At 74.3% G+C, this 23,394-nt stretch carries 18 protein-coding genes; 9 read left to right on the top strand and 9 right to left on the bottom strand.

The annotated features are described in order from the left end of the window. Nucleotides 1–29: 29 nt before the first annotated feature. The 3 genes from ACZ6S8_RS04400 to ACZ6S8_RS04390 all read right to left on the bottom strand — a co-directional run bounded on the left by ACZ6S8_RS04400 (nt 30) and on the right by ACZ6S8_RS04390 (nt 3,850). On the bottom strand, nt 30–1,043 hold the full coding sequence (locus tag ACZ6S8_RS04400) for a TolB family protein (protein WP_469452353.1): 1,014 nt from the start codon (nt 1,041–1,043) through the stop codon (nt 30–32). Beyond that, nucleotides 1,040–2,713 carry an MFS transporter gene (locus ACZ6S8_RS04395; protein ID WP_469452351.1) on the bottom strand — a complete coding sequence of 558 codons (1,674 nt, stop codon included), beginning with the start codon at nt 2,711–2,713 and terminating at the stop codon, nt 1,040–1,042. The genes ACZ6S8_RS04400 and ACZ6S8_RS04395 overlap by 4 nt, the downstream gene beginning before the upstream one ends. Before the next feature lie 183 nt (nt 2,714–2,896). Beyond that, entirely contained in the window at nt 2,897–3,850 is a 954-nt protein-coding gene (locus ACZ6S8_RS04390) for a glycosyltransferase family 2 protein (protein ID WP_469452349.1), read from the bottom strand. Between the two features lie 481 nt (nt 3,851–4,331). Between ACZ6S8_RS04390 and ACZ6S8_RS04385 the strand changes: the two genes are divergently transcribed. The 7 genes from ACZ6S8_RS04385 to ACZ6S8_RS04355 all read left to right on the top strand — a co-directional run bounded on the left by ACZ6S8_RS04385 (nt 4,332) and on the right by ACZ6S8_RS04355 (nt 14,035). Then, a complete protein-coding gene (locus tag ACZ6S8_RS04385; RefSeq protein WP_469452347.1) occupies nt 4,332–5,432 on the top strand; it encodes a Gfo/Idh/MocA family protein in 1,101 nt (366 codons plus the stop codon). A 157-nt stretch (nt 5,433–5,589) separates the two neighbouring features. Next, the gene (locus tag ACZ6S8_RS04380) at nt 5,590–6,597 is read left to right on the top strand and encodes an NAD-dependent epimerase/dehydratase family protein (RefSeq protein ID WP_469452345.1); all 1,008 of its coding nucleotides are present in this window, start codon (nt 5,590–5,592) and stop codon (nt 6,595–6,597) included. Continuing rightward, nucleotides 6,594–7,790, top strand: a complete 1,197-nt coding sequence (locus ACZ6S8_RS04375) for a DegT/DnrJ/EryC1/StrS family aminotransferase (protein WP_469452343.1) — start codon at nt 6,594–6,596, stop codon at nt 7,788–7,790. Before ACZ6S8_RS04380 ends, ACZ6S8_RS04375 begins: the two co-directional genes overlap by 4 nt. Then, nucleotides 7,787–8,554, top strand: a complete 768-nt coding sequence (locus tag ACZ6S8_RS04370) for a NeuD/PglB/VioB family sugar acetyltransferase (RefSeq protein WP_469452341.1) — start codon at nt 7,787–7,789, stop codon at nt 8,552–8,554. Before ACZ6S8_RS04375 ends, ACZ6S8_RS04370 begins: the two co-directional genes overlap by 4 nt. Further along, on the top strand, nt 8,551–9,666 hold the full coding sequence (locus tag ACZ6S8_RS04365; protein WP_469452339.1) for a DegT/DnrJ/EryC1/StrS family aminotransferase: 1,116 nt from the start codon (nt 8,551–8,553) through the stop codon (nt 9,664–9,666). The genes ACZ6S8_RS04370 and ACZ6S8_RS04365 overlap by 4 nt, the downstream gene beginning before the upstream one ends. A gap of 26 nt (nt 9,667–9,692) precedes the next feature. Continuing rightward, nucleotides 9,693–12,992, top strand: a complete 3,300-nt coding sequence (locus tag ACZ6S8_RS04360) for a DUF4082 domain-containing protein (RefSeq protein ID WP_469452337.1) — start codon at nt 9,693–9,695, stop codon at nt 12,990–12,992. Continuing rightward, a complete protein-coding gene (locus ACZ6S8_RS04355) occupies nt 12,989–14,035 on the top strand; it encodes a glycosyltransferase (RefSeq protein ID WP_469452335.1) in 1,047 nt (348 codons plus the stop codon). Before ACZ6S8_RS04360 ends, ACZ6S8_RS04355 begins: the two co-directional genes overlap by 4 nt. A 59-nt stretch (nt 14,036–14,094) precedes the next feature. On the opposite strand, the gene ACZ6S8_RS04350 is transcribed toward ACZ6S8_RS04355, so the two are convergent. Beyond that, the gene (locus ACZ6S8_RS04350; RefSeq protein WP_469452333.1) at nt 14,095–14,778 is read right to left on the bottom strand and encodes a hypothetical protein; all 684 of its coding nucleotides are present in this window, start codon (nt 14,776–14,778) and stop codon (nt 14,095–14,097) included. A gap of 80 nt (nt 14,779–14,858) precedes the next feature. On the opposite strand from ACZ6S8_RS04350, the gene ACZ6S8_RS04345 reads away from it, so the two are divergent. Together ACZ6S8_RS04345 and ACZ6S8_RS04340 are read left to right on the top strand one after the other, a co-directional pair. Next, nucleotides 14,859–16,931, top strand: coding sequence for an O-antigen ligase family protein (locus tag ACZ6S8_RS04345; protein WP_469452331.1), 2,073 nt, complete (start codon nt 14,859–14,861; stop codon nt 16,929–16,931). After that, nucleotides 16,844–17,848, top strand: a complete 1,005-nt coding sequence (locus ACZ6S8_RS04340) for a glycosyltransferase (RefSeq protein ID WP_469452329.1) — start codon at nt 16,844–16,846, stop codon at nt 17,846–17,848. The genes ACZ6S8_RS04345 and ACZ6S8_RS04340 overlap by 88 nt, the downstream gene beginning before the upstream one ends. A 34-nt stretch (nt 17,849–17,882) precedes the next feature. On the opposite strand, the gene ACZ6S8_RS04335 is transcribed toward ACZ6S8_RS04340, so the two are convergent. From ACZ6S8_RS04335 to wecB, 5 genes are all read right to left on the bottom strand, one after another. After that, on the bottom strand, nt 17,883–18,689 hold the full coding sequence (locus ACZ6S8_RS04335; protein ID WP_469452328.1) for a glycosyltransferase family 2 protein: 807 nt from the start codon (nt 18,687–18,689) through the stop codon (nt 17,883–17,885). Nucleotides 18,690–18,747: 58 nt separating this feature from the next. Continuing rightward, nucleotides 18,748–19,875, bottom strand: a complete 1,128-nt coding sequence (locus ACZ6S8_RS04330) for a hypothetical protein (RefSeq protein WP_469452327.1) — start codon at nt 19,873–19,875, stop codon at nt 18,748–18,750. A 6-nt stretch (nt 19,876–19,881) separates the two neighbouring features. Next, the gene (locus tag ACZ6S8_RS04325; RefSeq protein WP_469452325.1) at nt 19,882–21,408 is read right to left on the bottom strand and encodes an oligosaccharide flippase family protein; all 1,527 of its coding nucleotides are present in this window, start codon (nt 21,406–21,408) and stop codon (nt 19,882–19,884) included. After that, nucleotides 21,405–22,169: a YveK family protein gene (locus tag ACZ6S8_RS04320; protein ID WP_469452323.1), complete on the bottom strand. Its 765-nt coding sequence runs from the start codon at nt 22,167–22,169 to the stop codon at nt 21,405–21,407. The genes ACZ6S8_RS04325 and ACZ6S8_RS04320 overlap by 4 nt, the downstream gene beginning before the upstream one ends. An 81-nt stretch (nt 22,170–22,250) precedes the next feature. Next, nucleotides 22,251–23,390, bottom strand: a complete 1,140-nt coding sequence (wecB, locus tag ACZ6S8_RS04315; protein WP_469452322.1) for a non-hydrolyzing UDP-N-acetylglucosamine 2-epimerase — start codon at nt 23,388–23,390, stop codon at nt 22,251–22,253. Nucleotides 23,391–23,394 lie beyond the last annotated feature (4 nt).

The raw sequence follows: 23,394 nt of genomic DNA, 5'->3' as shown, positions 1-23,394 counted from the left end.
ACGTGAGGGGACCGCCCGGGACGGACCGGTCAGCGCAGGCGGGCCGGGGAGGACGCCCCGGGGGTCAGCAGGCGCGGGGCCCCGGTGCCGTCGGCCGGGACGGTCCACAGGTCCGTGCTGTCGACGACGCCGTCGGTGGGCAGGGCGTAGGCGAGGGTGCGGTCGTCGAGCCAGACGGCCTGGTCGTCCACGCTGCGCTTCTCCGCGAGCGGCACCTCGCGCAGGGTGCGCAGGTCCAGGACGTGCTCGCGCCACAGCGACGCGCCGCGCGTCACGCGCTTCTTGTACGCCACGCGGGTCTCGTCCGGGGAGAGGGACGGGCACTCGACGTTCCGGGCGAGCGTGGTGACCGCGCGCCGGGAGACCGAGCCCTTGACCAGGTGGGTCTGGCCGGCGGTGCCCAGGGTCGCGTAGAAGGTGTCGTCGTCCGCTGCGAAGGTCACGCCCCAGAAGTTGACGTCGGCGGCGCTGTAGGGCCGGCCGTCCAGGGAGATGGCGAACTTCTCCAGGTCGGGTTCGAGGGCCCAGGTACGGGTGTCCACGATCGAGGTGCGGGTGGAGAAGAACGCGGCGCCGTACGACTCGCCGGAGACGAAGACCGTCCAGGCGGCGAACCGGCCGCTCGGGGAGACGCGGGCCCGGCTGGGCGTGCCGGCGAGGGGGAAGGCCCGCAGCTCGCGCAGTTCGGCGTCGACGACGACGGCCCGGTTCTCCTGGGCGAGCGTGCCCGGGGTGGAGCTGAGACAGACCCCGGTGCCCGCGGCGGCGTGGAAGCGCCGGCAGGTGAGCCCGGAGGCGGTACGAGCGGCTTCCGGCGCGTCGGCCGGAACCGAGGCGAGGGACCCGCGGTGCGGGCCCTGGGCGGTGTTCAGGAAGGCGAGCCGGTCCCGCTGGGTCAGCGTGACCTCGCCCGCGGCGACCGCGGGGCCGCCCTCCCGGGGCTGGTCGGCGCGGGCGGCGGCGCGCAGCACGAACGCGGCGGCGACACCGCCGAGCAGCAGGACCGCCAGGGCGAGCACGAGCAGACGGCGGGAGAGCGTCATCGGGTTCCTCGCGGGCGTCGGGGCGGATCGGCGGGGGCGCGGTCGGGGGAGGTACGGCCCTCGGGGGCCCGGCCGTCGGAGCCCCGGCCCTCGGAGCCCCTGCCGTCCGGCGCGGGGACGGGCGCCCGGGCGGGCTCCGCAGGAGCGGCGCCCGGGCCCGGGGCGCTACCGCCGGGGGCGGTGGGGCGGAGCACGTAGGCGGCGACGGCGGCGCAGCAGAGCAGGCCCGCCGTGGCGGCGGCGAGCGCGGAGCCGGCCCCCCACAGGGTCCAGGCGCCGCCGAAGGCCAGCGAGCAGCCGAAGCGGGCGAGTGCCTGGCCGGTGCCGACGAGCGCCATGCCGGTGGCCCGCAGGCGCGCGGGCACGGTGGCGCCGACGGCGGCCGGCAGCACTCCGTCGGTGGCGGCGTAGAACAGGCCGTGCAGGGCCAGGACGACGTAGGGCAGGGCGGGCCAGTCGGGGGCCCACAGCAGCAGCCCGTACCCGGCCAGCAGGAGGGCGTGCCCGGTGAGGAAGACGGTGCGCCGCCCGATCCGGTCGGCGAGGGCCCCGGCGGGCACGGCCAGCAGCAGGAACACGGCGGCGGTGCCGAGCGGCAGCAGCGGGAACCACTGCTCGCCGATGCCGGCGCGGTCCTGGAGGAGCAGGTAGACGAAGGCGTCGCTGACGGTGGTCAGGCCCAGCAGGGCGGCGCAGAGCGCCAGGGCCCGCAGCCGGGGCAGCCGCAGCAGGGCCAGGGCCTCGCGCACGCCCACGCCTTCCGCCCGCCCACCGGCCGCCTTCCCGACCGCCGGTCCGGGGCCTGCGGCGGCCCGGCTCCCGACCGCCCGGCCCGGAGCCGGTACGGGGACCGCGGCCCGTCGGCCGTGGGCCGGTACGGGGCCCCGGGCGGGTGCGGGGTCCGCCGTCGGCGCGGGGTCCGCCGTCGGCGCGGGGTTCCCCGCCGCGGCGCGGTCGGCGGCCGCGGGGGGCCGTCCGCGGCGGGGCGCGCCGGGGCCCACCGCGCCGGTCGCGCCCGCGGCGGCGCTGCCGCCTCCCGGGACGAACAGCACCAGTACCACCACGCCCAGTACCGCGACGCAGGCGCTCACCCCGAACACGGCGTCGTAGCCGCCGACCGCCGCGTTCAGGATGAAGAAGGCGGCGAGGGGCCCGAGCAGCGCCCCCGTGGTGTCCATCGCCCGGTGCACCCCGAAGGCGCGGCCCTGTAACTCCGCCGGCGTGGACAGGGAGATCAGCGCGTCGCGCGGCGCGGTCCGCAGGCCCTTGCCGGTGCGCTCCAGCGCGAGCACCACACCCACCGGTCCGAGGCTGTGCGCGAGCAGCAGCAGCGGCTTGCAGAGCGCGGACAGGCCGTACCCGATCCCGGCGATCAGTTTGTGGTTGCGGACCCGGTCGGCGAGGTGCCCGCCGGTCAGCTGCACCAGCGCGCTCACCCCGTTGTAGACGCCGTCGAGGGCGCCGAAGCCGAGCGGGCTCAGCCCCAGGCCCGCGATCAGGTACAGCGGCAGGACCGCGGTGACCATCTCGGAGGAGATGTCGGTGATCAGGCTGACCGTGCCCAGCGCGAGGACGGCCGGGGCGACGGCCCCGGCACGGCGGCGTCCCCCTCGTCCCCGCGCGGGCTTCGCACCGGCGGGCGCGGGCGCGGAACGGTCCGCGAGGTACATGTTCTGGAGCTCCCGATGACGACGGTCTCGGACGGGCGTACGCGAACGCGCGAGTGGAACCATAGTGGTGGTGCGGGGCAACAGAGGTGCGTACGAGGCAATTCGGCCGGGCGGTGGCCGGGTCCCGCCCGGCCGTGGCCGGACCCGGCCCCGGAACCCGCCGCTCCGAGGTGTGCCGCGCCCTCAGCCCCGGCGGCTGCTCTCGTCCCGCAGCCAGGTGGAGAAGTCACGGTTCCGGATGGCCTTGCGCGAGCCCCGGCGGGCGGCGAGGGCGGCCACGAGGAACACCACGACGCCGGGCAGCAGCCGCGGCTGGGCCCGCAGCAGGGCCCGCAGGTCGGCCGTACTGGTGCGCGCGGAGGGCGCCGCCGCACCGGGCAGCGGCTCCGGCCCGGCCGGCGTGCTCGTACCGGCCGGCGCACCCCGGCCGGGCGGCCCGCCCGCCGGTCGCGACGCCTGGAAGTGCTCCACCTCGGCGGACGAAGTCGCCGCGCGGATGCGGCGCTTGACGAGGTCGGACCAGGTGCGCGGCGGATGGACGACGACCCGCGCCGACTCCACCACCCGCCGCTCCCCCGGCCCGAAGGCGAGGGACGCGGCCAGGTCGTCGGCCATCAGCGGGGGCAGGGCCGCGATCCGCGCGTGCCCCGGCTCGGACACCGCGATGACCCCCCGCCCGAACAGTCCCTCGCGGACCGCGGGGAGCCGCTGCCACACCCCGTAGTACGCGCGCACCGGCCAGGCGCAGCCGGTCAGCGGCACCTCGCGCGCGGGCGCGGCCGCGAGGAGGCCGGGACTCCCGGCGAGGGCGGCGGTCAACTCCCGTACGTCGGCGGCCCCGACGACGACGTCGGCGTCCACGTAGAGCCGCGGGAATCCCCGCGCGTGCTCGTCCCCGACCCGAAGTGCGGTGTGCTTGGAAGGAGTCGGGATCTCGACGACCCGCACCCGGGGGCCGCGTGCTCCCGCCACCTGCGCGGTGTCGTCCGTACAGCCGTTGCAGACGACGACGATGTCGGTCTCCTCGGACCCGGGACCCCGTGTGGAGGGGTCCGTCGGGGCGTCTGCCAGGAGGGCGTCGAGGAGCCGGCCGATGACCCGGCCCTCGTTGTGGGCCGGGATCACGATGCTGGTCACCCGGGAAGTATGCACGCCCGAACACCTGCACCGGACGTTTCCCTCAACTCTCCCCGGGCGTAGGCCCGGTGGTCTAGATTGAGCGAGGCCGAGCGGATCGGACGCGCTTCGGCGATGCCGGAACGGATCCGGAACCGACGGTCACGCAGGACGGTTCACGCACCACACGCACCACACATCACGCAGGGCACAGCAGGACACGTACGACACGTACGACACGTACAACGGTACGTGCGCACCGCTTGGGGGAACAGGCGGCGCGCACGGCGGCCGGACCGGCGCGGGGTGCCGGACGGCCGGGGGGCGGAAGCACGCGGAACACGCAGGGCATCGGTTGTGGGGGGCCATCACCGTTGAACGGGCACGCACGGTCGCGCACACGCGTCCGGCCCGCCGTCGACGGCACCTCCTTCCCTCGCACGCGTCCCGGCCGTGAGTTGGCGACACGCCGGTCGGCGTGCGCGGAGGGAAGGGGAACGCTGTGAAGGACACCGCCAAGGACACGGGACGGGATGCCGGCGCCACCGGAAGGGAGCCCGCCGGGCCGTTAGGCGTCGCCGTGGTCGGCGCCGGGTACTGGGGGCCCAACCTCGTCCGCAACTTCCAGTCGAGTCCGGAGTTCCGGCTCCGCTGGCTCTGCGACCTGGACGAGGACCGGGCCCGGAAGGTGCTCGGCGGGTACTCCACCGTCCAGGCGACCTCGGACTACGCGGCGGTCCTCGCCGACCCGGCCGTCGACGCCGTCGCCGTGGCCACCCCGGCCGGCACCCACCTGGACGTGGCCCTGGCCGCCCTGCGCGCCGGCAAGCACGTCCTCGTGGAGAAGCCCCTCGCCGCCACGTACGAGGACGGCCTGCGGCTGGTGAACGAGGCCGAGGAACGCGGCCTCACCCTCATGTGCGACCACACGTACTGCTACACCCCCGCGGTGGGGCGGATCCGCGAGATGGTCCGCTCCGGCGAACTCGGCGACATCCAGTTCTTCGACTCGGTGCGGATCAACCTGGGGCTGGTCCAGAAGGACGTCGACGTCCTGTGGGACCTGGCCCCCCACGACCTCTCGGTCCTCGACTTCATCCTCCCCGACCACGTCCGGCCGGTCGCCGTCGCCGCGCACGGAGCCGATCCCATCGGGGCCGGGCAGTCATGCGTCGCCTACCTGACGCTCCAGCTCAGCAACGGGGCCATCGCGCACGTCCACGTCAACTGGCTGTCCCCGACGAAGGTGCGCACCACCATGGTCGGCGGATCCAAGCGCACCCTGGTGTGGGACGACCTCAACCCCACCCAGCGCGTCGCCGTGTTCGACCGGGGCGTGGACCTGACCGCCCCTCAGGAGATCGGCGCGGACGAGCGCCGCGACATGCTCGTGTCCTACCGGTCCGGCGACATGGTGGCGCCCGCGCTGGGTGAGAAGGAGGCCCTGCGCAGCATGGTCGAGGAGTTCGCCGCCGCGGTCCGCAACGGGCGCCCGGCGCTGACCGACGGCCGGGCGGGGCTGCAGGTGCTGGACATCCTGGAAGCGGCCTCCCGGAGCCTGGAGTTCCGCGGCGCGGTCGTCGGACTGCGCACCGGGCGCTGACCGTTCGCACCGCCTTCATACCGGACACGGCTCCGGACACGGCACCGGCCGCACCACCGGCGGTTCGCCGGGAGCCGCGGCGCCGGCCGTCGCGGACACGGCCCGTCAGGCCGGCCGCCACAGGGAACACCACGACCGACTCAGTAGGGGCAGGGCGTTGAGCAGCGTACGAGGCAAGAGGATTCTGGTCACCGGCGGAGCGGGCACCATCGGCTCGCACCTGGTGGACCTCCTGGTGGACAACGGAGCACGCGAGATCGTGGTGCTCGACAACTTCGTGCGGGGGCGGACCGCCAACCTGGCCCGCGCCCTGCCGAGCGGCGTGGTGGACGTCGTCGAGGGCGACATCCGCGACGTGGCCGCGGTGCGCAAGGCGACGGAGGGCGCCGACCTGGTGTTCCACCTCGCCGCCATCCGGATCACCCAGTGCGCGGAGGAGCCGCGGCTGGCGAACGAGGTCATGGTCGACGGCACGTTCAACGTGCTGGAGGCGGCGGCCGCGGCCGGCGTGGGCAAGGTGATCGCCTCGTCCTCCGCCTCGGTGTACGGCCTGGCCGAGACCTTCCCCACCACCGAGCGCCACCACCCGTACGACAACGACACCTTCTACGGCGCGGCGAAGGCCTTCAACGAGGGGGTGCTGCGCAGCTTCCACGCGATGTACGGGCTGGACTACGTCGCGCTGCGCTACTTCAACGTGTACGGCCCCCGGATGGACATCCACGGGCTGTACACCGAGGTGCTCATCCGCTGGATGGAGCGGATCGCCGCCGGCGAACCGCCGCTGATCCTCGGCGACGGCACCCAGACCATGGACTTCGTGCACGTCCGCGACATCGCCCGGGCCAACCTGCTCGCCGCGGAGTCGGACCTGACCGACGAGGTGTTCAACGTCGCGAGCGGGACCGAGACCAGCCTCCTGGACCTCGCGCTCGGTCTGCTGGAGGCGATGGGCGCGGACGGCCTGGTGCCGGAGCACGGGCCCGCGCGCGCGGTCAACGGCGTCACCCGCCGGCTCGCCGACACCTCGCGCGCCACGGACCGCCTCGGCTTCACGGCCGAGATCGACCTGCGCACGGGCCTGCGGGACCTGGTGGACTGGTGGCGGGCCGAGCGCGCCGCCGACGCGGCCGCGGGCAGCGCCGCCGCCGGGGCGGGCCGATGAGCACCCCGGACGCGGCCCCGGCCACCGCGGGCGCCGTGTCTCCGGGCCCGGACGCGGCCCCGGCCCGGATCCCCGTCATGGTGCCGTGGCTGGGCGAGGAGGAGGCGCGGGCCGCCGCCGACGCGGTGCTCTCCGGCTGGGTGGCCCAGGGGCCCCGGGTCGCCGCGTTCGAACGGGCCTTCGCCGAGCGGGTGGGCGCCGAGCACGGCATCGCGGTCAGCTCGTGCACCACCGCCCTGCACCTGGCGCTGATCGCCCTGGACCTCGGTCCGGGCGACGAGGTGGTCGTGCCCTCGCTGTCGTTCATCGCCACCGCCAACGCCGTCCGCTACGTGGGGGCCGAGCCGGTCTTCGCGGACGTCGAGGAGGCCACCGGCAACCTGACGCCGGCCACCGTCGACGCGGTCCGCACGCCCCGCACCCGGGCCGTGCTCGCCGTCCACCAGGGCGGAGTGCCCGCCGACGTGCACGCGCTGCGCGCGGCGTGCGCCGACTGGGGGGTCCCGCTGGTGGAGGACGCCGCCTGTGGGATCGGCGCGACCGTCGGCGGCAAGTCCGTCGGCCACGGCGCCCTGCTCGCCGCCTGGTCCTTCCACCCCCGCAAGGTGATCACCACCGGCGAGGGCGGCATGGTGACCACCGACGACGCGCGATGGGCGGAGCGGCTGCGCCGGCTGCGCGAGCACGGCATGAACGTGTCCGCGGCGCAGCGGCACGCGAGCAGCAAGCCGATCGCCGAGAGCTACCTGGAGGTCGGCTACAACTACCGGATGACCGACATCCAGGCCGCGGTCGGCCTGGTCCAGCTGGGCCGGCTCGACGCGATCGTGGCCCGGCGGCGGGAGCTGGCGGCCCGGTACGCGGAGCTGCTGCGGGACGTGCCGGGCCTGCGTCCGGTCCGGGACCCGGCGTACGGGGAGGGCAACTTCCAGTCGTACTGGGTGCTGCTGGCGCAGGACTTCCCGGTCGGCCGGGACGCACTGCTGGCCGCCCTGTCCGAGGCCGGGATCTCCGCCCGGCGCGGGATCATGGCCTCGCACCTGGAGCCGGCGTACTCCGGGCACGGCGCGGCGCCGCTGCCGGTGACCGAGCGGATCAGCCTCGGCTCGCTGATCCTGCCGCTGTTCCACACCATGACGGAGGCCCAGCAGGACCGGGTGGTGGCGGTGCTCCGCGCACAGGCGGGCGGGTGAACGGGCCCCGGGTCACCGAGGACCTGCTGATCGTCGGCGCGGGCGGGTTCGCGCGGGAGACCGCGCAGGCCGTACGGGACGCGGCCGACGCCGACCTGGCGTACGGTTCCGCCCCGCGCTGGCGGCTCCTGGGGCACCTCGACGACGACCCCGCGCTGGACGGCGCCGAGGTGGACGGGGTGCCGGTGCTCGGCGGCTGCGACCGGGTGCACGAACTGGGCCGGGCCCGGGTGGTGGTCTGCGTCGGCAGTCCGCGGGACTACGCCGTGCGGGCGCGCCTGGTGCGGCGGCTGGGGCTGCCGGTGAACCGGTATGCGACGGTGGTCCACCCCACGGCGGTGGTGTCGCGGTCCTCGACGCTCGGGGCCGGTTCGGTGCTGCTGGCGCACAGCGTGCTGACCGCGGGCGTACGGGTCGGGTCGCACGTGGCGGTGATGCCGCAGGCGGTCCTCACCCACGACGACGCGGTCGGGGACTTCGCCACGCTGGCCTCGGGGGTCCGCCTCGGCGGCGGGGTGCGGGTGGGGCGCGGGGCGTACGTGGGCGCGGGCGCGCTGGTCCGCGAGTACACGACGGTCGGCGCCTGGTCGCTGACCGGGATGGGAAGCACGGTCCTGGCCGACGTGCCGCCCGGCGAGGTGTGGGCCGGAAGCCCCGCCCGCCGGCTGCGCGGGGCGGGTGGTCCGGCGCTCGACGAGCTGCGGGCCGAGGGGGCGGAGACCGGCCGGCGGCCGGAGACACGGATGGGGAGTCCAGTCACATGAACCAGATACCGCTCGTCGACCTGAAGGCGGCGCACGCCGAGGTCGCCGCGGAGGTGCGCGCCGGTTTCGACCGCGTGCTGGCCGGCACCGCCTTCATCGGCGGTGAGGAGGTCCGCGCGTTCGAGCGCGAGTACGCCGAGTTCGCCGGGGTCGGGCACTGCGTGGGGGTCGCCAACGGCACCGACGCCCTCGAACTGGCGCTGCGCGCGAGCGGGGTGGGGGTGGGCGACGAGGTGGTGCTGCCCGCGAACACCTTCATCGCGACGGCGGGCGCCGTCGCCCGCATCGGCGCCCGGCCGGTGCTGGCCGACTGCCTGCCCGACACCCTGCTGCTGGATCCCGCGGCCGCGCTCGACGCGGTCGGGCCGGCCACGCGCGCCGTCGTGCCGGTGCACCTGTACGGGCAGTGCGCCGACACCGCGGCACTCGCCGCGGGCCTGCCGTCGCACGTCAGGCTCGTCGAGGACGCGGCGCAGAGCCAGGGCGCGACCCGCGACGGCCGCTCCGCGGGCAGCGGCGCCATCGCGGCGACGAGCTTCTACCCGGGCAAGAACCTGGGCGCGTACGGCGACGCGGGCGCGGTGGTGACCGACGACGCGGAGGCGGCGGACCTGGTGCGGGCGCTCGCCAACCACGGCGGGGTCGCCAAGTACCGGCACGACGTGCCCGGTTTCAACAGCCGGCTCGACGGGCTCCAGGCCGTGGTGCTGCGGGCCAAGCTGGCCCGGCTCGCCGACGGCAACGCGGCCCGCCGGGCCGCGGCCGCCCGGTACGACGCGCTGCTGGGCGGCCTGGCGGCCGCCGGGCGCGTGACCCTGCCGGTCACCGCGGGCGGCAACGTCCACGTGTGGCACCTGTACGTCGTGCGGGTCGACGGCGCGGACCGCGATGCCGTCGTCGGCAAGCTCAACGCGGAGGGGATCGGCGCCGGCGTGCACTATCCGGCGCCCGTCCACCTCACCCCGGCCTTCCGGCACCTCGGTCACGTCCGGGGCGACTTCCCGCACGCGGAGCGGGCCGCGGACCGGATGCTCTCCCTGCCGCTCTTCCCGCAGATCACCGCCGCTCAACAGCAGCGGGTCGTGGACGCGCTCACCGACGCCCTGCGCTGACGCCACCAAAAGGTACAGAGGTACAGATGAACAGACGGACAAGGCTGCTCCGGTACGGTCTCTTCACCGTGGTCGCGACCCTGATGGCCACGGTCTTACCTCCGTCCGCGGTGGCCGGCGCTGCCGACCCCTGCGGTCCGGGCTCGAACGCGATCGTGTGCGAGAACTCCAAACCGGGCACCCCGATGTCCGACTGGTTCGCGCCCAGCGCCTACGGCGACATCAAGGGCTTCAGCGCCCAGATGAGCGTCCAGGCGGGCGAGAGCGTCCAGTTCAAGGTCCAGTCGCCGACCCCGTACAAGGTCTCGGTCTACCGGCTGGGGCACTACGGGGGCGACGGGGCCCGCATGCTGTCGACGCCGGCGCAGGCGGCCCAGACGTACCCGGCGAACGTCGCGCCGGGCGGGACCCCGCGCAGCTGCACCACCAAGCCGTCCACGGGCCTGGTCGACTGCGGCAACTGGCCGGTGACCGCGACGTGGAGCGTGCCGGCCGACGCCGTGTCCGGCCTGTACGTGGCCAACTTCGACCAGGCGGACGGCAACGGCGTGATGCCCTATCCGTTCGTGGTGCGCAACGACGCGAGCCACTCCGACATCCTGGTGCAGACCGCGGACCAGACCTGGCAGGCGTACAACAACTACGGCGGCCAGGACCTGTACGACGGCGGCGGACCCGCCCCGGACGGCCGGGCGTACGAGGTCAGCTACAACCGGCCGATGGACATCGGCGGGGAGAACGGGATCTACGGGTCCGAGTACCAGATGATCGCGTGGCTGGAGCGCAACGGCTACAACGTCAGCTACATGTCCGGCATCGACATGTCGACCCGCGGGGCCGCCCAGCTGGGCAACCACAAGGTGTTCATGTCGTCGGGGCACGACGAGTACTGGACGCAGGACCAGTTCACGAACGCGCTGAACGCGCGGCGCGCCGGGCAGCACCAGACGTACTTCGCGGGCAACGAGGTCTTCTGGAAGACGCGCCTGGCACCGAGCATCGACGGCGCCAACACCGCCAACCGGACGCTGGTCTGCTACAAGGAGACCAAGCTGTCCTTCCCCCAGCCGAACGGCGTTCCCGACCCGAGCGGGATCTGGACGGGCACGTTCATGGACCCGGCCAGCGCGGCGAACGGGCGGCCGTTCCAGCCGCAGAACCAGCTGACGGGCTCGCTGTTCAGCGTGAACGGCTACCGCAGTGACGCGATCACCGTTCCGGGAGCCTTCGCGAAGATGCGGCTGTGGCGGGGCACCAGCGTCGCGAACCTGACCCCCACCCAGACCGCGACGTTCCCGGCCGGCACGCTCGGCTACGAGTGGGACAGCGACGTGGAGGACGGGTACCGGCCGCCGGGCCAGATCCAGATGTCGTCCACCACGGTGGACATCAACGACGGCAAGCTCCGGCTGGACTACGGCAACACGTACGGCAACGGCACCGCGACGCACAGCCTGGTCGCCTTCCGCGACCCGACCTCCCGCGCGCTGGTGTTCGGGGCGGGCACGGTGCAGTGGTCCTGGGGCCTGACCAACATGCCGACCGGCAATCCGGACGACGCGGTGGTCACCGCCGACAAGCGCATGCAGCAGGCCACCGTGAACGTGTTCGCCGACATGGGCGTCCAGCCGAAGTCGCTGCAGGGCGACCTGGTCGCGGCGACCGCCTCCACCGACACCACCGGCCCGGTCATCACGGTGACGAGCCCGGCGGCGAACGCCACCGTGCCGGCGCTGCGGCCGGTGACCATCACCGGCACCGCCGGTGACAGCGGCGGCGGCGTGGTGGCCCGGGTGGAGGTCTCCACCGACGGCGGGACCACCTGGAAGGCCACCACGGGCATCGCGTCCTGGAGCTACAAGTGGACCCCGACCGTCCCCGGACCCGCGCAGATCAAGGTGCGCGCGGTGGACGACAGCGTCAACATGGGCACGACGACCACCGTGCCGCTGACCGTGGGCCCCCAGCAGTGCCCGTGCACCGTCTGGCCGGCCGCGGCCGTACCCGGCACGGTCAACGCCGGTGACGGAAGCGCCGTCGAGCTCGGCGTGAAGATCCGCTCGTCGGCGCCCGGCTCGATCACCGGGGTCCGCTTCTACAAGTCCCCCGCGAACACCGGCACCCACACCGGCAGCCTGTGGAGCAGCACCGGCCAGCGCCTGGCCACCGGCACCTTCACCAACGAGACGGCGTCCGGCTGGCAGCAGCTGAACTTCTCCTCGCCGGTCCCGGTCAAGGCCAACACCACGTACATCGCCTCCTACTTCGCCCCGAACGGCGGGTACTCCTTCGACACCACCTTCGCCTCCGGCTCCGCCGGGCTGGCCCCGCTGACCGCGCTGCGCTCCGGCACCGACGGAGGCAACGGCGTCTACCGCTACAGCGGTACGGGCGGGTTCCCGTCCACGGCGTCGGCCGGCAGCAACTACTGGGTGGACGCGGTCCTGGACACGGCCACCGCGAGCACCACCCCGCCGACGGTGACCTCCACCACCCCGCAGTCCTCGGCGACCGGCACCCCGATCACGGCGGCCGTGAAGGCCACCTTCAGCGAGGGCATCGACGCGGACACGCTGGTGTTCACCCTGAAGGACGCGGGCGGCGCCACCGTCCCGGGCACCAAGGTGCTCAGCGCCGCGAACAGCGCGACCTTCACCCCGTCCGGCGAACTGGGCCTGAACGCCACCTACACGGCGTCCGTTCAGGCCTCCGACCTGTGGGGCAACGCCATGGCGGCGCCGCTGACGTGGAACTTCACCACCAGCGCGAGTCCGCCCGCGGTGACCTGCCCGTGCACCCTGTGGGGGCCCACCGCCGAACCGAGCACGGCCAACGTGGGCGACGACACCAACTCGGTGGAACTGGGCACCCGCTTCCAGTCCGCGGTGAGCGGCTACGTCACCGGCGTCACCTTCTACAAGGGCCCCGGCAACACCGGCGTCCACACCGGCAGCCTGTGGTCCGCCACCGGCACGCTCCTCGCCACCGGCACGTTCGGCAGCGAGACCCTGTCGGGCTGGCAGCAGCTCCACTTCACCACCCCGGTCCCGATCACCGCGGGCACCACGTACGTGGCCTCGTACCACGCCCCGAACGGCAGGTACTCGGTGGACGGCGGCTACTTCGGCGCCGCGCACCGCTCCTACCCGCTGGTGGCACCGGCCGACGGGAGCGGCGGCGCCAACGGCCTCTACAAGTACGGGGCGGCCACCGCCTTCCCGACGAACACCTTCGGCTCGGTGAACTACTGGGTCGGCCCGGTGTTCACCACCACGCCGCCGGCCGGCGTCCAGCAGGACGGCTCGACGGAGGTGTCCGGCCAGTGAGCACCGTCAGCGTGGTGATCCCCTGCTACAAGTACGGCCACTTCCTGGCCGACTGCGTCAAGAGCGTCCTGGACGAACAGGAGGGCGTCGACGTCCGGGTGCTGATCATCGACGACGCCTCGCCCGACGACTCCGCGGACGTCGCCCGCGCCCTGGCGGCCGCGGACCCGCGGATCGAGGTGCGGGTCCACGAGCAGAACCGGGGCCACATCGCGACGTACAACGAGGGCCTGCTGGAGTGGGCCGACGGGGACTACGTCGCCCTGCTCTCCGCGGACGACCGGCTGGTCCCGGGGGCCCTGGTCCGGGCCGCGGCCGTGCTCGACGCCCACCCGGAGGCCGGGTTCTGCTACGGCAGGCCGCTGCGGTTCCGGCACGGCGGCCCGCTGCCCGCGGCCCGCACCCGGAGCACCGGTTCGGTGGTCTACCCGGGCAAGTGGTGGCTGGAGCGGCGCTTCCGGGAGGGCACCGGCTGCATCACCTCGCCCGAGGTGGTCGTCCGCACCAGCCTCCAGCGCAAGGTCGGCGGCTACGATCCGGACCTGCCGCACGCCGGGGACATCGAGATGTGGATGCGGCTCGCGGCCCACGCCGACGTCGGCTACGTCCGCGGCGCCGACCAGGCGTTCTACCGCGTCCACGGCGACAACATGTCCACCACGGACTTCGGCGGGCAGCTCGACGACCTGCGCCAGCGCCTCGTCGCCTTCGACTCGGTGCTCGTCAAGTGCGCCGGGCTGCTCCCGGAGGCCGGCCGGCTCTCCCTCGCGGCGCGCACCCGGCTCGCCCGGTACGCGCTGCGCCGCGCCTACCGGGCGTACGACCGGGGCCGCACCGGGGTGGTGCCGGTCGAGGAGCTGGAGGCGTTCGCCGCCGAGTGCCTGCCGGGCTACACCGCGCTCGCCGAGTACCGGGCGCTGCGCCTGCGCCGGCGCGTCGGGGCGCGCGCGATGCCGTACCTCCAGCCGCTGGTGCTCTCGGCCGTCGCCGACCGGGGGCGCGAGTGGCTGTGGTGGAAGTCCTGGAAGCGCCGAGGGATCTGATGAACCACCCGCACCACCGTTCCACCTGCTCCGCCCGGCCCGCCCGGCGTCCCGCTGTCTCAGCGGGCCGCCGCGGCGGCCGGGACCCGCTCCTCTGCCGGGCGGTCCGGACCGGCGTCGGCGCCGCGGCGCCGGCCGCGGCGCGTCAGGAGCTGGTCCGTCCACAGGGCCGCCGCCACGCCGGCGACCAGGGCGAGCAGCGCCGTACCGGCGAGTCCGCGGCTCTTGGTCCCGGCCTGGGCCGCGGCCGTGGGCGGCACGAGGACCGTGACGCTCATCCGCGCCGCCTGCGGTATGCCCTGCTGCGTCTGCATCTCCGTCAGGTGCTTCGTGTACACCTCGATGACCGCGCGCACGGTCTCGTCCGCCGCCATCGGGTCGGCCTGCTCCGCCTGGACCTGCAACGAGGGGATCAGGTAGCGGGGGGTGACGCTGGTGCCGCTGTTGCGCGGGATCAGCCGGTACGTGCCGTCGACCCCGGCGGCCCGCAGCTCGGCGCGTCCCGCGGCGGAGTCCAGCTGCTGCACCGCCGCGTAGGAGACGGCGGCGAGCGGGGGCTGGAGGTTGGCGAGCTGGTTCGGCTGGCTCCCGGTCACCGGCGGCTTGAGGACGACGATCGCCGAACTCAGGTACGTCGGGGAGGGGCGCATCACCTGCAGGGCCCCGAAGGCGGCGATCGCCATCGCCACGACCAGGACGTACCAGCGCCGACGCAGCGCGCGGACCAACTCACCAGGCGACAAGGGGATTCCTTCCATCGCGGTCGATCCTCGCAGTTCAGTGCTCACATCGCCATCAAATCCCTTATATCGCAGGGGTGTTCATGACCATCGGTGAGATAGGCGCGGTCCTCCGCCGCCGCTGGTACGTGATGGTGCCCCTGACGGTCCTGAGCCTCCTCGCGGGTCTGCACCTGTACCGGTCGGTGCCGGTGGCCTACCAGTCGCAGAGTTCCGTGGCGCTGCTGGACTCGACCGCGGTGGCCGAGCTGGCGCCCGCCTTCGGCAATCCCATCTCGAACGCCGGCGGTTCGCTGGTGGTGACGGCGGACGTGCTGATCAGGACGCTGTCGGGGACGGACGCGGCGCGCGACCTCCAGGGCCTGGGCGTGACCGACCCGTACACGGTCGGGTTCGCGGCGAACACCTCGGGGCCGATGCTGACGCTCACCGTCACCGGCTTCGACCGGTCGAAGGTGCTGGAGGAGACGAGCACGCTCACCACCTTCGCCGGGGAGCAGCTCAACGCGCTGCAGGCCGCCGCGAAGGTCCAGCCCGCGTACTTCGTGCAGACCGCCCCGGTGGTGCTGCCGCAGACGCCGGTACCGCAGCTCAAGAGCCGCTACCAGCAGGTGCTGGGCGTGGTCATCCTGGGGACCACCACCGGTTTCGCGCTGTCCTTCGTCGCGGAGAGCCTGCTGAACGTCCGCCGCCGCGGGCGCGCGGCGGCGTCGGCCGCGCACGGGTCCGCGCCGGCCGCGCCGCCGGTGCGCCGTCCGCGCGGGCGGCCGCGGGGCCGGCCGCTGGACGCGACCGCGCTGCTCAGCGGCTACCTGGCGCTGGCCTTCTTCATCCCCTCGAACCTGGCCCTGCCGGGGATGGGCGGCGTGGGGACCCCGGCCAACGTGTTCGCGCTCCTGTGCCTGTTCTGGTACCTGGCGACGTGGATCACCGGCCGGATCAGGGCGGCGCCGGGCACCCGGCTGCCCCGGGTCGTGATGTGCCTGCTGGCGGTCGCGGTGCTGGCCTCGTACCTGTCGAACGCCTCCCGGGGCAGCTCGCACAAGGAGGTCCTCGCGGCGGACCGCGGCCTGATCGGCCTGCTGGTGTGGGTGTCGCTGGTGGTGCTGGTCTCCGCCGGGATCCAGTCGCGGGAGCGGCTGGACGTGCTGCTGCGCCGGGCGGTGGTGATGGGGGCGGTGGTGGCCGCCATCGGCTACTACGACTTCTTCACGGCCACGAACATCGCCGACCGCATCAGCATCCCCGGACTCCAGTCGAGCGTCGCGCAGATCACCACCCTGGACCGCGGTTCGTTCACCCGGCCGCGCTCCACGACGGCGCAGCCCCTGGAGTTCGGCGGGATGCTCGCCCTCCTGCTGCCGTTCGCCGTACAGCAGGCCTTCGACCCGGTGCGCCGCCACCTGAGCGGCTGGCGCCGCTGGGGGCCGGTGGTCCTGATGGGCGGCGCCCTGCCGCTGACGGTGTCGCGGACGTCGATCATCGGGGCGCTCATCGTGGTCCTGGTGATGGTGGTGCGGTGGAAGCCGGAGCGGCGGTGGGCCGCGGTCGGCCTGCTGCTCGGCTCGGTGGCGTGCTTCAAGGTCATCGTGCCCGGGCTGATCGGCACCATCACCACGCTGTTCGGGTCCTTCCTGTCGAACTCCGACAGCAGCACCCAGGCCCGCACCGTCAAGTACAGCGCGATCGTCCCCTACCTCGACGAACGCCCGCTGTTCGGTCAGGGCTTCGGCACGTTCCTGCCCGAGCTCTACTTCTTCACCGACAACCAGTACATGCTGACGCTGGCCGAGATGGGCTTCCTGGGGCTGGTCGCGCTCCTGGCGCTCTTCTTCACCGGCATCCACCAGGGCGGCGCCATCCGCCGGCTGGCCGGCAGCGAGTCGGACCGCGAGCTCGGGCAGGCGTTCTTCGCCTCGGCCCTCGTCTCCCTGGTCAGCGCCGCCACCTTCGACGCCCTCAGCTTCCCGATGTTCGCCGGGATGTTCTTCCTGACGACCGCCGCCGGAGGCAGTTACCTCGGCTTCATCCGGCGCGCGGCGCCGAAGCCCCGATCCGTGGAGTCCCCATGTCCTCCCGTCACCCCGACTCCCCCCGTCCCGGGGCCCCGAACCCCGGGTCCCGCGGTCCCGTCCCCGGTCGCGGCGGCCCCGTAACCGTCCTCGTCGTCACCTGGAACAGCGCCGGGGTGCTGCCGGAGTTCCTCGCCTCCCTGCCGGAGGGCATGGACGGGCTGGACTGGCGCCTCGTCGTCGCCGACAACGACTCGGCCGACGGCACCGTGGACCTGGTCCGCTCCCTCGCCCCCGGCACGACGATCGTCCAGACCGGCCGCAACGCCGGCTACGCGGCGGGGGTGAACGCCGCCCTCGGGGCCGCCGCCGCGTGGGAGGGCGGATTCGGGGCCGTCCTGGTCTGCAATCCCGACATCCGGATGCGGCGGGGCTGCGCCGCACTGCTCGTGAACGCCCTCGACGCCCCGCTGGACGGCGGCGGCCGCGTCGGGATCAGCGTCCCGCTGCTGTACGAGGAGGGCGGCAGCTCGCCCGTGTACTCGCTGCGGCGCGAGTCGCGCGTGACGCGGGCGCTCGGTGAGGCCGTGCTCGGCAACCGCCGGGCCGGGCGCTTCCCGCTCTGGAGCGAACTGGTCACCGATCCGGCCGCGTACGGGCGGGCGACGGTCGCGGACTGGGCGACGGGCGCGCTGATGGCGCTCTCCCCCGGCTGCCTGGAGGCGTGCGGGGCCTGGGACGAGTCCTTCTTCCTCTACTCGGAGGAGACCGACTACTGCCTCCGGGCCCGCGACCGCGGCTTCGCCACCCGGCTGGAGCCCGCCGCCTCCGCGACCCACCTCGGCGGGGACTCGCAGGTCTCCCCGCGCCTGTGGACCCTGCTGACGCTGAACCGCGTACGGCTCTACGGGCGCAGGCACGGGCCCGCGGCGACGGCCGCGTTCCGCGCGGCCGTACTGCTCCGGGAGGCCTCGCGGGCGCTGCTCGGCCGGCCCGCGAGCCTGGCGGCCGCCCGGGCACTGGCCGGCCGATCCGCACTGCGCGCCACTCCCGGCCCCTGACGGGGGGCGGCCCCGCGGTCCGGTCGGGCCGGGGTCACCCGGAGGGCCGCGTGCCGTCCCAGGCGGTGTAGAAGCTCTCCGGGTTGACGAGGTAGCGCACGGTGGGGCGGGGCAGGTGGCGCACCTCGTACCGGCGGCTGTAGCGGCGGACCAGCTCCCAGTCCTCGCGGGGCAGCACCTCGGGGGTGCGCCGCAGCCGGCTGAAGTACAGGGACCGGTTGCGGCGCGCCACGAAGGCGTTGGTGTCGAGGAAGGCCTCGTGGGCGGAGCGGCGGCGGTCGAACGGCACGGACAGGACGTCCCGTTCGGAGCCGTCGGGCAGCACCCTGCGCAGCGCGGTGTACACGGCGTCGGGCCCGTCGGCGGGCTCCAGCACCGCGAGGGCCTGTTCCAGGTGGTCGGGCTCCCACAGGTTGTCGTCGTCCAGGAAGGCCACGTACCGGGACCGGGTCAGCCGGATCCCGACGTTGCGCACGACGCCGGCGGTGGCGGTGTTGCGGGCCAGGGAGACCGCGAACAGCCGGGGGTCGTCGGGGAGTGCGGCCAGTCCGGCGCCGTCGTCCACGACCACGACCACCTGGTCGGCCACCGTCTGGGCGAGCGCCGAGCGGACGGCCGCGCGCAGGGCCTCGGGGCGCCGGTGCGTGGCGATCACGGTGGCGACGAGGGCGGTCGGGGGACGGCCCAGGGACGCGGCGAGCCGGGTGGTCTCGGCGTCCTCGAAGCGGCGCAGCCGCAGGGCGGAGGGGGCCAGCAGGACCTTGTTCCTGGCCTCGAAGAGCACCAGCCAGCCGAAGGCCCGCTTGAGCAGTTCCCAGGGGGCGCGGGCGATGCGGCGCATCGTGTCCTCTCGGTTCGGGGGCGCGGGCGGTAAGGCGGCCCGGCTCGGGGGGCGGGGGTCAGGGCGGGGGTGCGGGCACGACCGGCCGGCCGTCGGACATGCGGTTGCCCCGCCACACGTTCCCGGCGCCGTCCGCGTTCCAGGCGGTCACCGCCCCGTAGGCGCCGGCGGCCGGGTGGTACTGGGTGGAGAACACGTTGTCCGTGACCTGGATGCCGGTCGCGCCGGGGCCGCCGCCGTAGAGGGCGTACGCGCCTCCGGCCAGCCAGTTGCGGTCGACGACGACGGAGGAGACGACCCCCGTGTCGGCGAACAGGCCGACGGCCGCGGTGGCGCCGCGGTCGACGGGGACGGGGTTCAGCAGGGTGTTGTGGCGCACGGTCAGCCGGCCCTTGTTGCCGCCGCCGCTGATCACGGCGTCGGTGTGCTGCCATTCGCCGCCCAGGTTGCGGAACGCGACGATGTCGTGGACGTAGTTGTCGTGCAGGTCGCCCTGTCCCATGGACAGGGCGTTGCCGAACACGGAGATGTCGCACCAGCCGACCTCGACGGAGCTGACGCCCATGTTGGAGACCGCGTAGTTCACGCCTCCGTTGTCGGGGCCCTTGCCCGGCACCGCGGTGATGGTGGTGTGCAGGACCTTCAGTCCGCTGAAGCCGGGGCGCAGGTTGATCCCCCACCAGTTGGCGGAGGTGATCCGGCTGTCGATGACGGTGACGTCGTTCGCGTAGACGTCGAGCGAACCGCGGATGTCCCAGCCCCGGATGACCGTGCCGTCGGTCTTGACGGACATGTTCCCCGTGTCGTGCCGCTCCAGGGGGATGCGGGGGCCGGTGGTCCGGGCGTCGGGGAACCCGCAGGCCCCGGGCGAGGAGCAGGCGGTGGTCGCGGGGGGTGGCTCGCCCGCCCCCTTCGTGGGCGTGGCGGAGGGCGCGCCCGGCGTGGCCGGCGGGCTCGCCGCGGCGGACGCGGAGGGGCTCGCGGACGCGTCGGCGGTGGGCCCGGCGGTGGGCGGCCCGGGCGCGGCGGTGGCCCCCGGGCACTCCAGGGCGGTGTCCGGGCACGGGACGGCCGCGGGCTCCCCCGACCCGGTGCGGTCGGCGCGGAACAGGGCCATGGCGGCGGCCAGCAGTACCGCGGCGAGCAGCCACGACCCGAGGACCTTCCGGCGGTGTCTCACGGCCACGGCCGGTTACCCGCCGACCGGGGCGGCGGGCATGGCGTCGGGCACCGCGGCGGAGTCCGCCGCCGGGCCCCGGCCGCGCAGGAACGCGCGGCTGGGCAGGACGCACAGGGCGTAGCAGAGGGTTCCGGCGGTACCGGTCGCGAGGAGCGCGAGGACCCCGTCGCCGAGGAGGCGCTCCAGCCCGAGGACCACCGCGGCCATCACCGCGCCGCCGAGGAAGGGCCAGGCGCAGGCCCGCGCGACGGTGCCGAGGCCGATGCCGCCGCGGTGCAGTGCGATCAGGAACACGGGGACCACGACGGCGCCGGCGACCAGGACGTGCCCCTGGGCGACGCCCACGATCCCGGCGGCGCCGGCTCCGGCCACCAGGGCGGGGATCAGGAGCAGGAGCCACAGCCCCTGGACGGCGATGAGGGAGCGGCGCCGCCCGATGGCCACGAGGCAGTCGTACGCGAGTTCGCAGAGGATGCGGACCAGGCCCAGCGCCATCAGCCAGGGCAGCGCGGCGGCTGCGGGCAACCAGCGTGCCCCGTAGACGAGTTCGACGATGGGCGCGGCCAGGGCGGCGAGCAGTACGCAGAGCGGGACGGTGCCCGTCATCACGACGCCGAGGGCCCGGCCGAACCCGGCGGCCAGCGCCCCCGGGGTGTCGGCCAGCCGGGAGAATCCCGCGAAGGAGACCCGGCGGGCGGCCTCGGAGATGATCCGTACGGGCCAGCCGGAGATGTTGAACGCGAGGACGTAGAAGCCGAGGGCGAGCTGGTCCAGGGTCGAGCCCACCACCATGGTGTCGACGTTGACGACGCCGAGGGCGAGCATGCTGGCCCCGGCGAGCGGCAGCCCGAACCGGAGCAGTGCGCGGGCCTGTTCCCGGTCCCAGCCGAACTTCAGGGTGCCCGGGGCGGCGAGGCAGCAGCCGGCGAGGGCGGCCGCGTTGCCGGCCACCGAGCCCCAGGCGAAGCTCATGGCGCCCCAGCCCTGCACGGCGAGCAGCAGCGTCACCGCGGTGCTGAGGACGAAGTTGAGCCCGTCGATGGCCATCCGCCGGGCCTGTGCGAACTCCCGGGTGAGGAAGCCCGCGGGGACTTGGGAGAGCCCGTCGAGGACGACGCACACGCACATCACGCGCAGCACGCCGGAGGCTTCCGGCGAGCCGAGGACCCGGGCCACGGCGGGCGCCGCCGCGAACAGGGCCGCGTACAGCAGGCAGCTGGAGACGGCGCTGAGGGTCAGGACGGTGGGGGCGAAGCGGCGCGGGTCGCCCTCCCAGCGCACGATGGCGAGGGACACGCCGAGTTCGTTCGCGGAGAGCAGGACCAGCAGGACGGTCTGGGCGATCCCGTAGACGCCCCACGCCTCGGGCCCGAGGAAGAAGCGGGCGAGGATGATGCCGGTGACGAAGTTGCCGAGGCGCATGACGACGGTGTTGACCAGGCTCCACCGTGCGGCCGTGCCGACCTTCCGGCCGAGCGAGGGCGCCGCCGGGGCGGTGGTCCCCGTTCCGGTACCGGTACCGGTGTCCGGGCCGGTCACGGCGACCCGGACGCATCGGCCGTCACGGGCGCGGCGGCTCCCGACGGTACGGGTCCGGCGGCCCTGGCCGGTACGGGTCCGGCGGCTCCGGCCGGTACGGGTCCGGCCTTCTCGGGTCCTGCCTCCTCGGGCGCGGAGGGGCGGTGGCGGCCGGGCCCGGTCGCCCTGCGCCGCCGGGCCTCGACGAAGAAGGTGGCCACCAGGCTCAGTACGAAGCCCAGCGCCCCCGCCATGATCAGGTACTGGAGCCGGGTCTTGGTCTGCGGCTCCGCCTTCTGCGGCGGCACGATCGTGGTCATGCGGATCATGGCCTCCGGGGTCACCGACTGCTGGGTCTGGAACTCCTGCAGGCGCTTCTCGGCGTAGGCGGTGAACAGTTCGTCCGACTTCAGGACCGCGGCCGGGTCGGTTCCGGTGACGCTCAGCCACAGGAACGGCCCCTGGGCGTTGTCGGCGATCTTCGCCTCGTGCAGCCCGGTGACGCCGAGCGTCTTGAGGTCGGCGGCGGCGTCGTCGGAGTTGAGGTTGCGGGCCAGGCCGTCGGCCATGCCGGTGAGCGAGGCCTGGGTGCTGAGGAAGGGGTTGCCGTCGAAGGCCACCGTGGCCTTCTTCGAGTTGAGCAGGGTCACCGTGCTCTGTGACACGTACTCCACCGGGACCAGCAGGTACACGCCGGCGGTGAGCGCCGCCGTGAGCAGCAGTCCGGGCAGCAGGACGTACCAGCGCCTGCGCATGACCCGCCAGATCTCCGCGAGATCCATGGTCTTCCCCCTCGCGGCCGCGTCGCCGTCCCCGACGCGCGGCCGCTCTTCATTGCGGTGGTGACACGGCTGTCGCCGTGGTTACGGTCGGTGCGTCCCCGGGCCCGCCGGTGGCGGGACGAGATCGGTGGGGCGGAGCCGGGTGTGCGCGGGCGGCCCGTCCAGCAGGACCCGTGCGATGCGGTCGCTCGCGCGGCCGTCCCAGAGCTCGGGGCAGCGGGGTGCGGGCGGGTCGTCCAGCACCCGGTTCACGGTGTCGGTGATGCGTGCGGGGTCCGTGCCCGCGAGCACGTTGGTCCCCTCCGTGACGGTGATGGGGCGCTCGGTGTTCTCCCGCAGCGTCACGCAGGGCACGCCCAGGGCGGTGGTCTCCTCCTGGATGCCGCCGGAGTCGGTGAGGACCAGGCGGGCCGAGTCCTGCAGGGCGATGAAGTCGAGGTAACCGGCGGGCGGTACGAGCCGGATGCCGTCGGGCACGCCCAGTTCGGCCAGCCGTTCGGCGGCCCGCGGGTGCACGGGCAGCAGCAGCGGGCAGCGGCCGGCGATCTCTCCGAGGGCCTTGAGCAGGCCGCGGAGCGCGCCGGGGTCGTCGACGTTGGCCGGCCGGTGCAGGGTGACCAGGCCGTACCCGCCCCGGGTCAGCCCGTACCGGTCCAGGACGTCGGACCGCCGGGCCCGGTCGAGGTTGGCGAGGAGGGTGTCGATCATGACGTTGCCCACGACGTGGATCTGGTCCTCCCGGTACCCCTCCGCCCGCAGGTTCGCGGCCGCGTCGGGCGAGGGGGCCAGCAGGTAGTCGCTGACCCGGTCGGTGGCGACCCGGTTGACCTCCTCCGGCATGCTCCAGTCGCGGCTGCGCAGTCCGGCCTCGACGTGCGCGAGCAGCGGGCCGGCCTTCGCCGTCACCAGGGCGCAGGCGAGGGTGGAGTTGATGTCGCCGACGACCACGACCGCGTCCGGTGCCAGCTCGTCGAGCAGCGGCTCGAAGGCCGTCATGACCCGTCCGGTCTGCTGGGCGTGGGTGCCCGACCCGGCGCCCAGGTACCGGTCGGGCGTGCGGATGCCCAGGTCGCGGAAGAAGACGTCGTTCATGGACTCGTCGTAGTGCTGGCCGGTGTGCACGAGGACCACCTCGGCGCCGCGGCGCTCCAGTGCGTCCATCACCGGTTTGATCTTCATGTAGTTGGGTCGCGCTCCGGCGACGCAGACGATCCTCGTCACGGCT

The organism is Streptomyces sp. NPDC048461, assembly GCF_055587105.1.
The sequence above is the reverse complement of the archived record's forward strand: the minus strand, read 5'-3'. Positions and strand labels throughout refer to the sequence as shown.

Coding starts and splice junctions, on each gene's coding strand:
- ACZ6S8_RS04400 (WP_469452353.1), bottom strand. CDS start 1,043: ATGACGCTCTCCCGCCGTCTGCTCGTGCTCGCCCTGGCGGTCCTGCTG.
- ACZ6S8_RS04395 (WP_469452351.1), bottom strand. CDS start 2,713: ATGTACCTCGCGGACCGTTCCGCGCCCGCGCCCGCCGGTGCGAAGCCC.
- ACZ6S8_RS04375 (WP_469452343.1), top strand. CDS start 6,594: ATGAGCACCCCGGACGCGGCCCCGGCCACCGCGGGCGCCGTGTCTCCG.
- ACZ6S8_RS04365 (WP_469452339.1), top strand. CDS start 8,551: ATGAACCAGATACCGCTCGTCGACCTGAAGGCGGCGCACGCCGAGGTC.
- ACZ6S8_RS04360 (WP_469452337.1), top strand. CDS start 9,693: ATGAACAGACGGACAAGGCTGCTCCGGTACGGTCTCTTCACCGTGGTC.
- ACZ6S8_RS04345 (WP_469452331.1), top strand. CDS start 14,859: ATGACCATCGGTGAGATAGGCGCGGTCCTCCGCCGCCGCTGGTACGTG.
- ACZ6S8_RS04340 (WP_469452329.1), top strand. CDS start 16,844: ATGTCCTCCCGTCACCCCGACTCCCCCCGTCCCGGGGCCCCGAACCCC.
- ACZ6S8_RS04335 (WP_469452328.1), bottom strand. CDS start 18,689: ATGCGCCGCATCGCCCGCGCCCCCTGGGAACTGCTCAAGCGGGCCTTC.
- ACZ6S8_RS04320 (WP_469452323.1), bottom strand. CDS start 22,169: ATGGATCTCGCGGAGATCTGGCGGGTCATGCGCAGGCGCTGGTACGTC.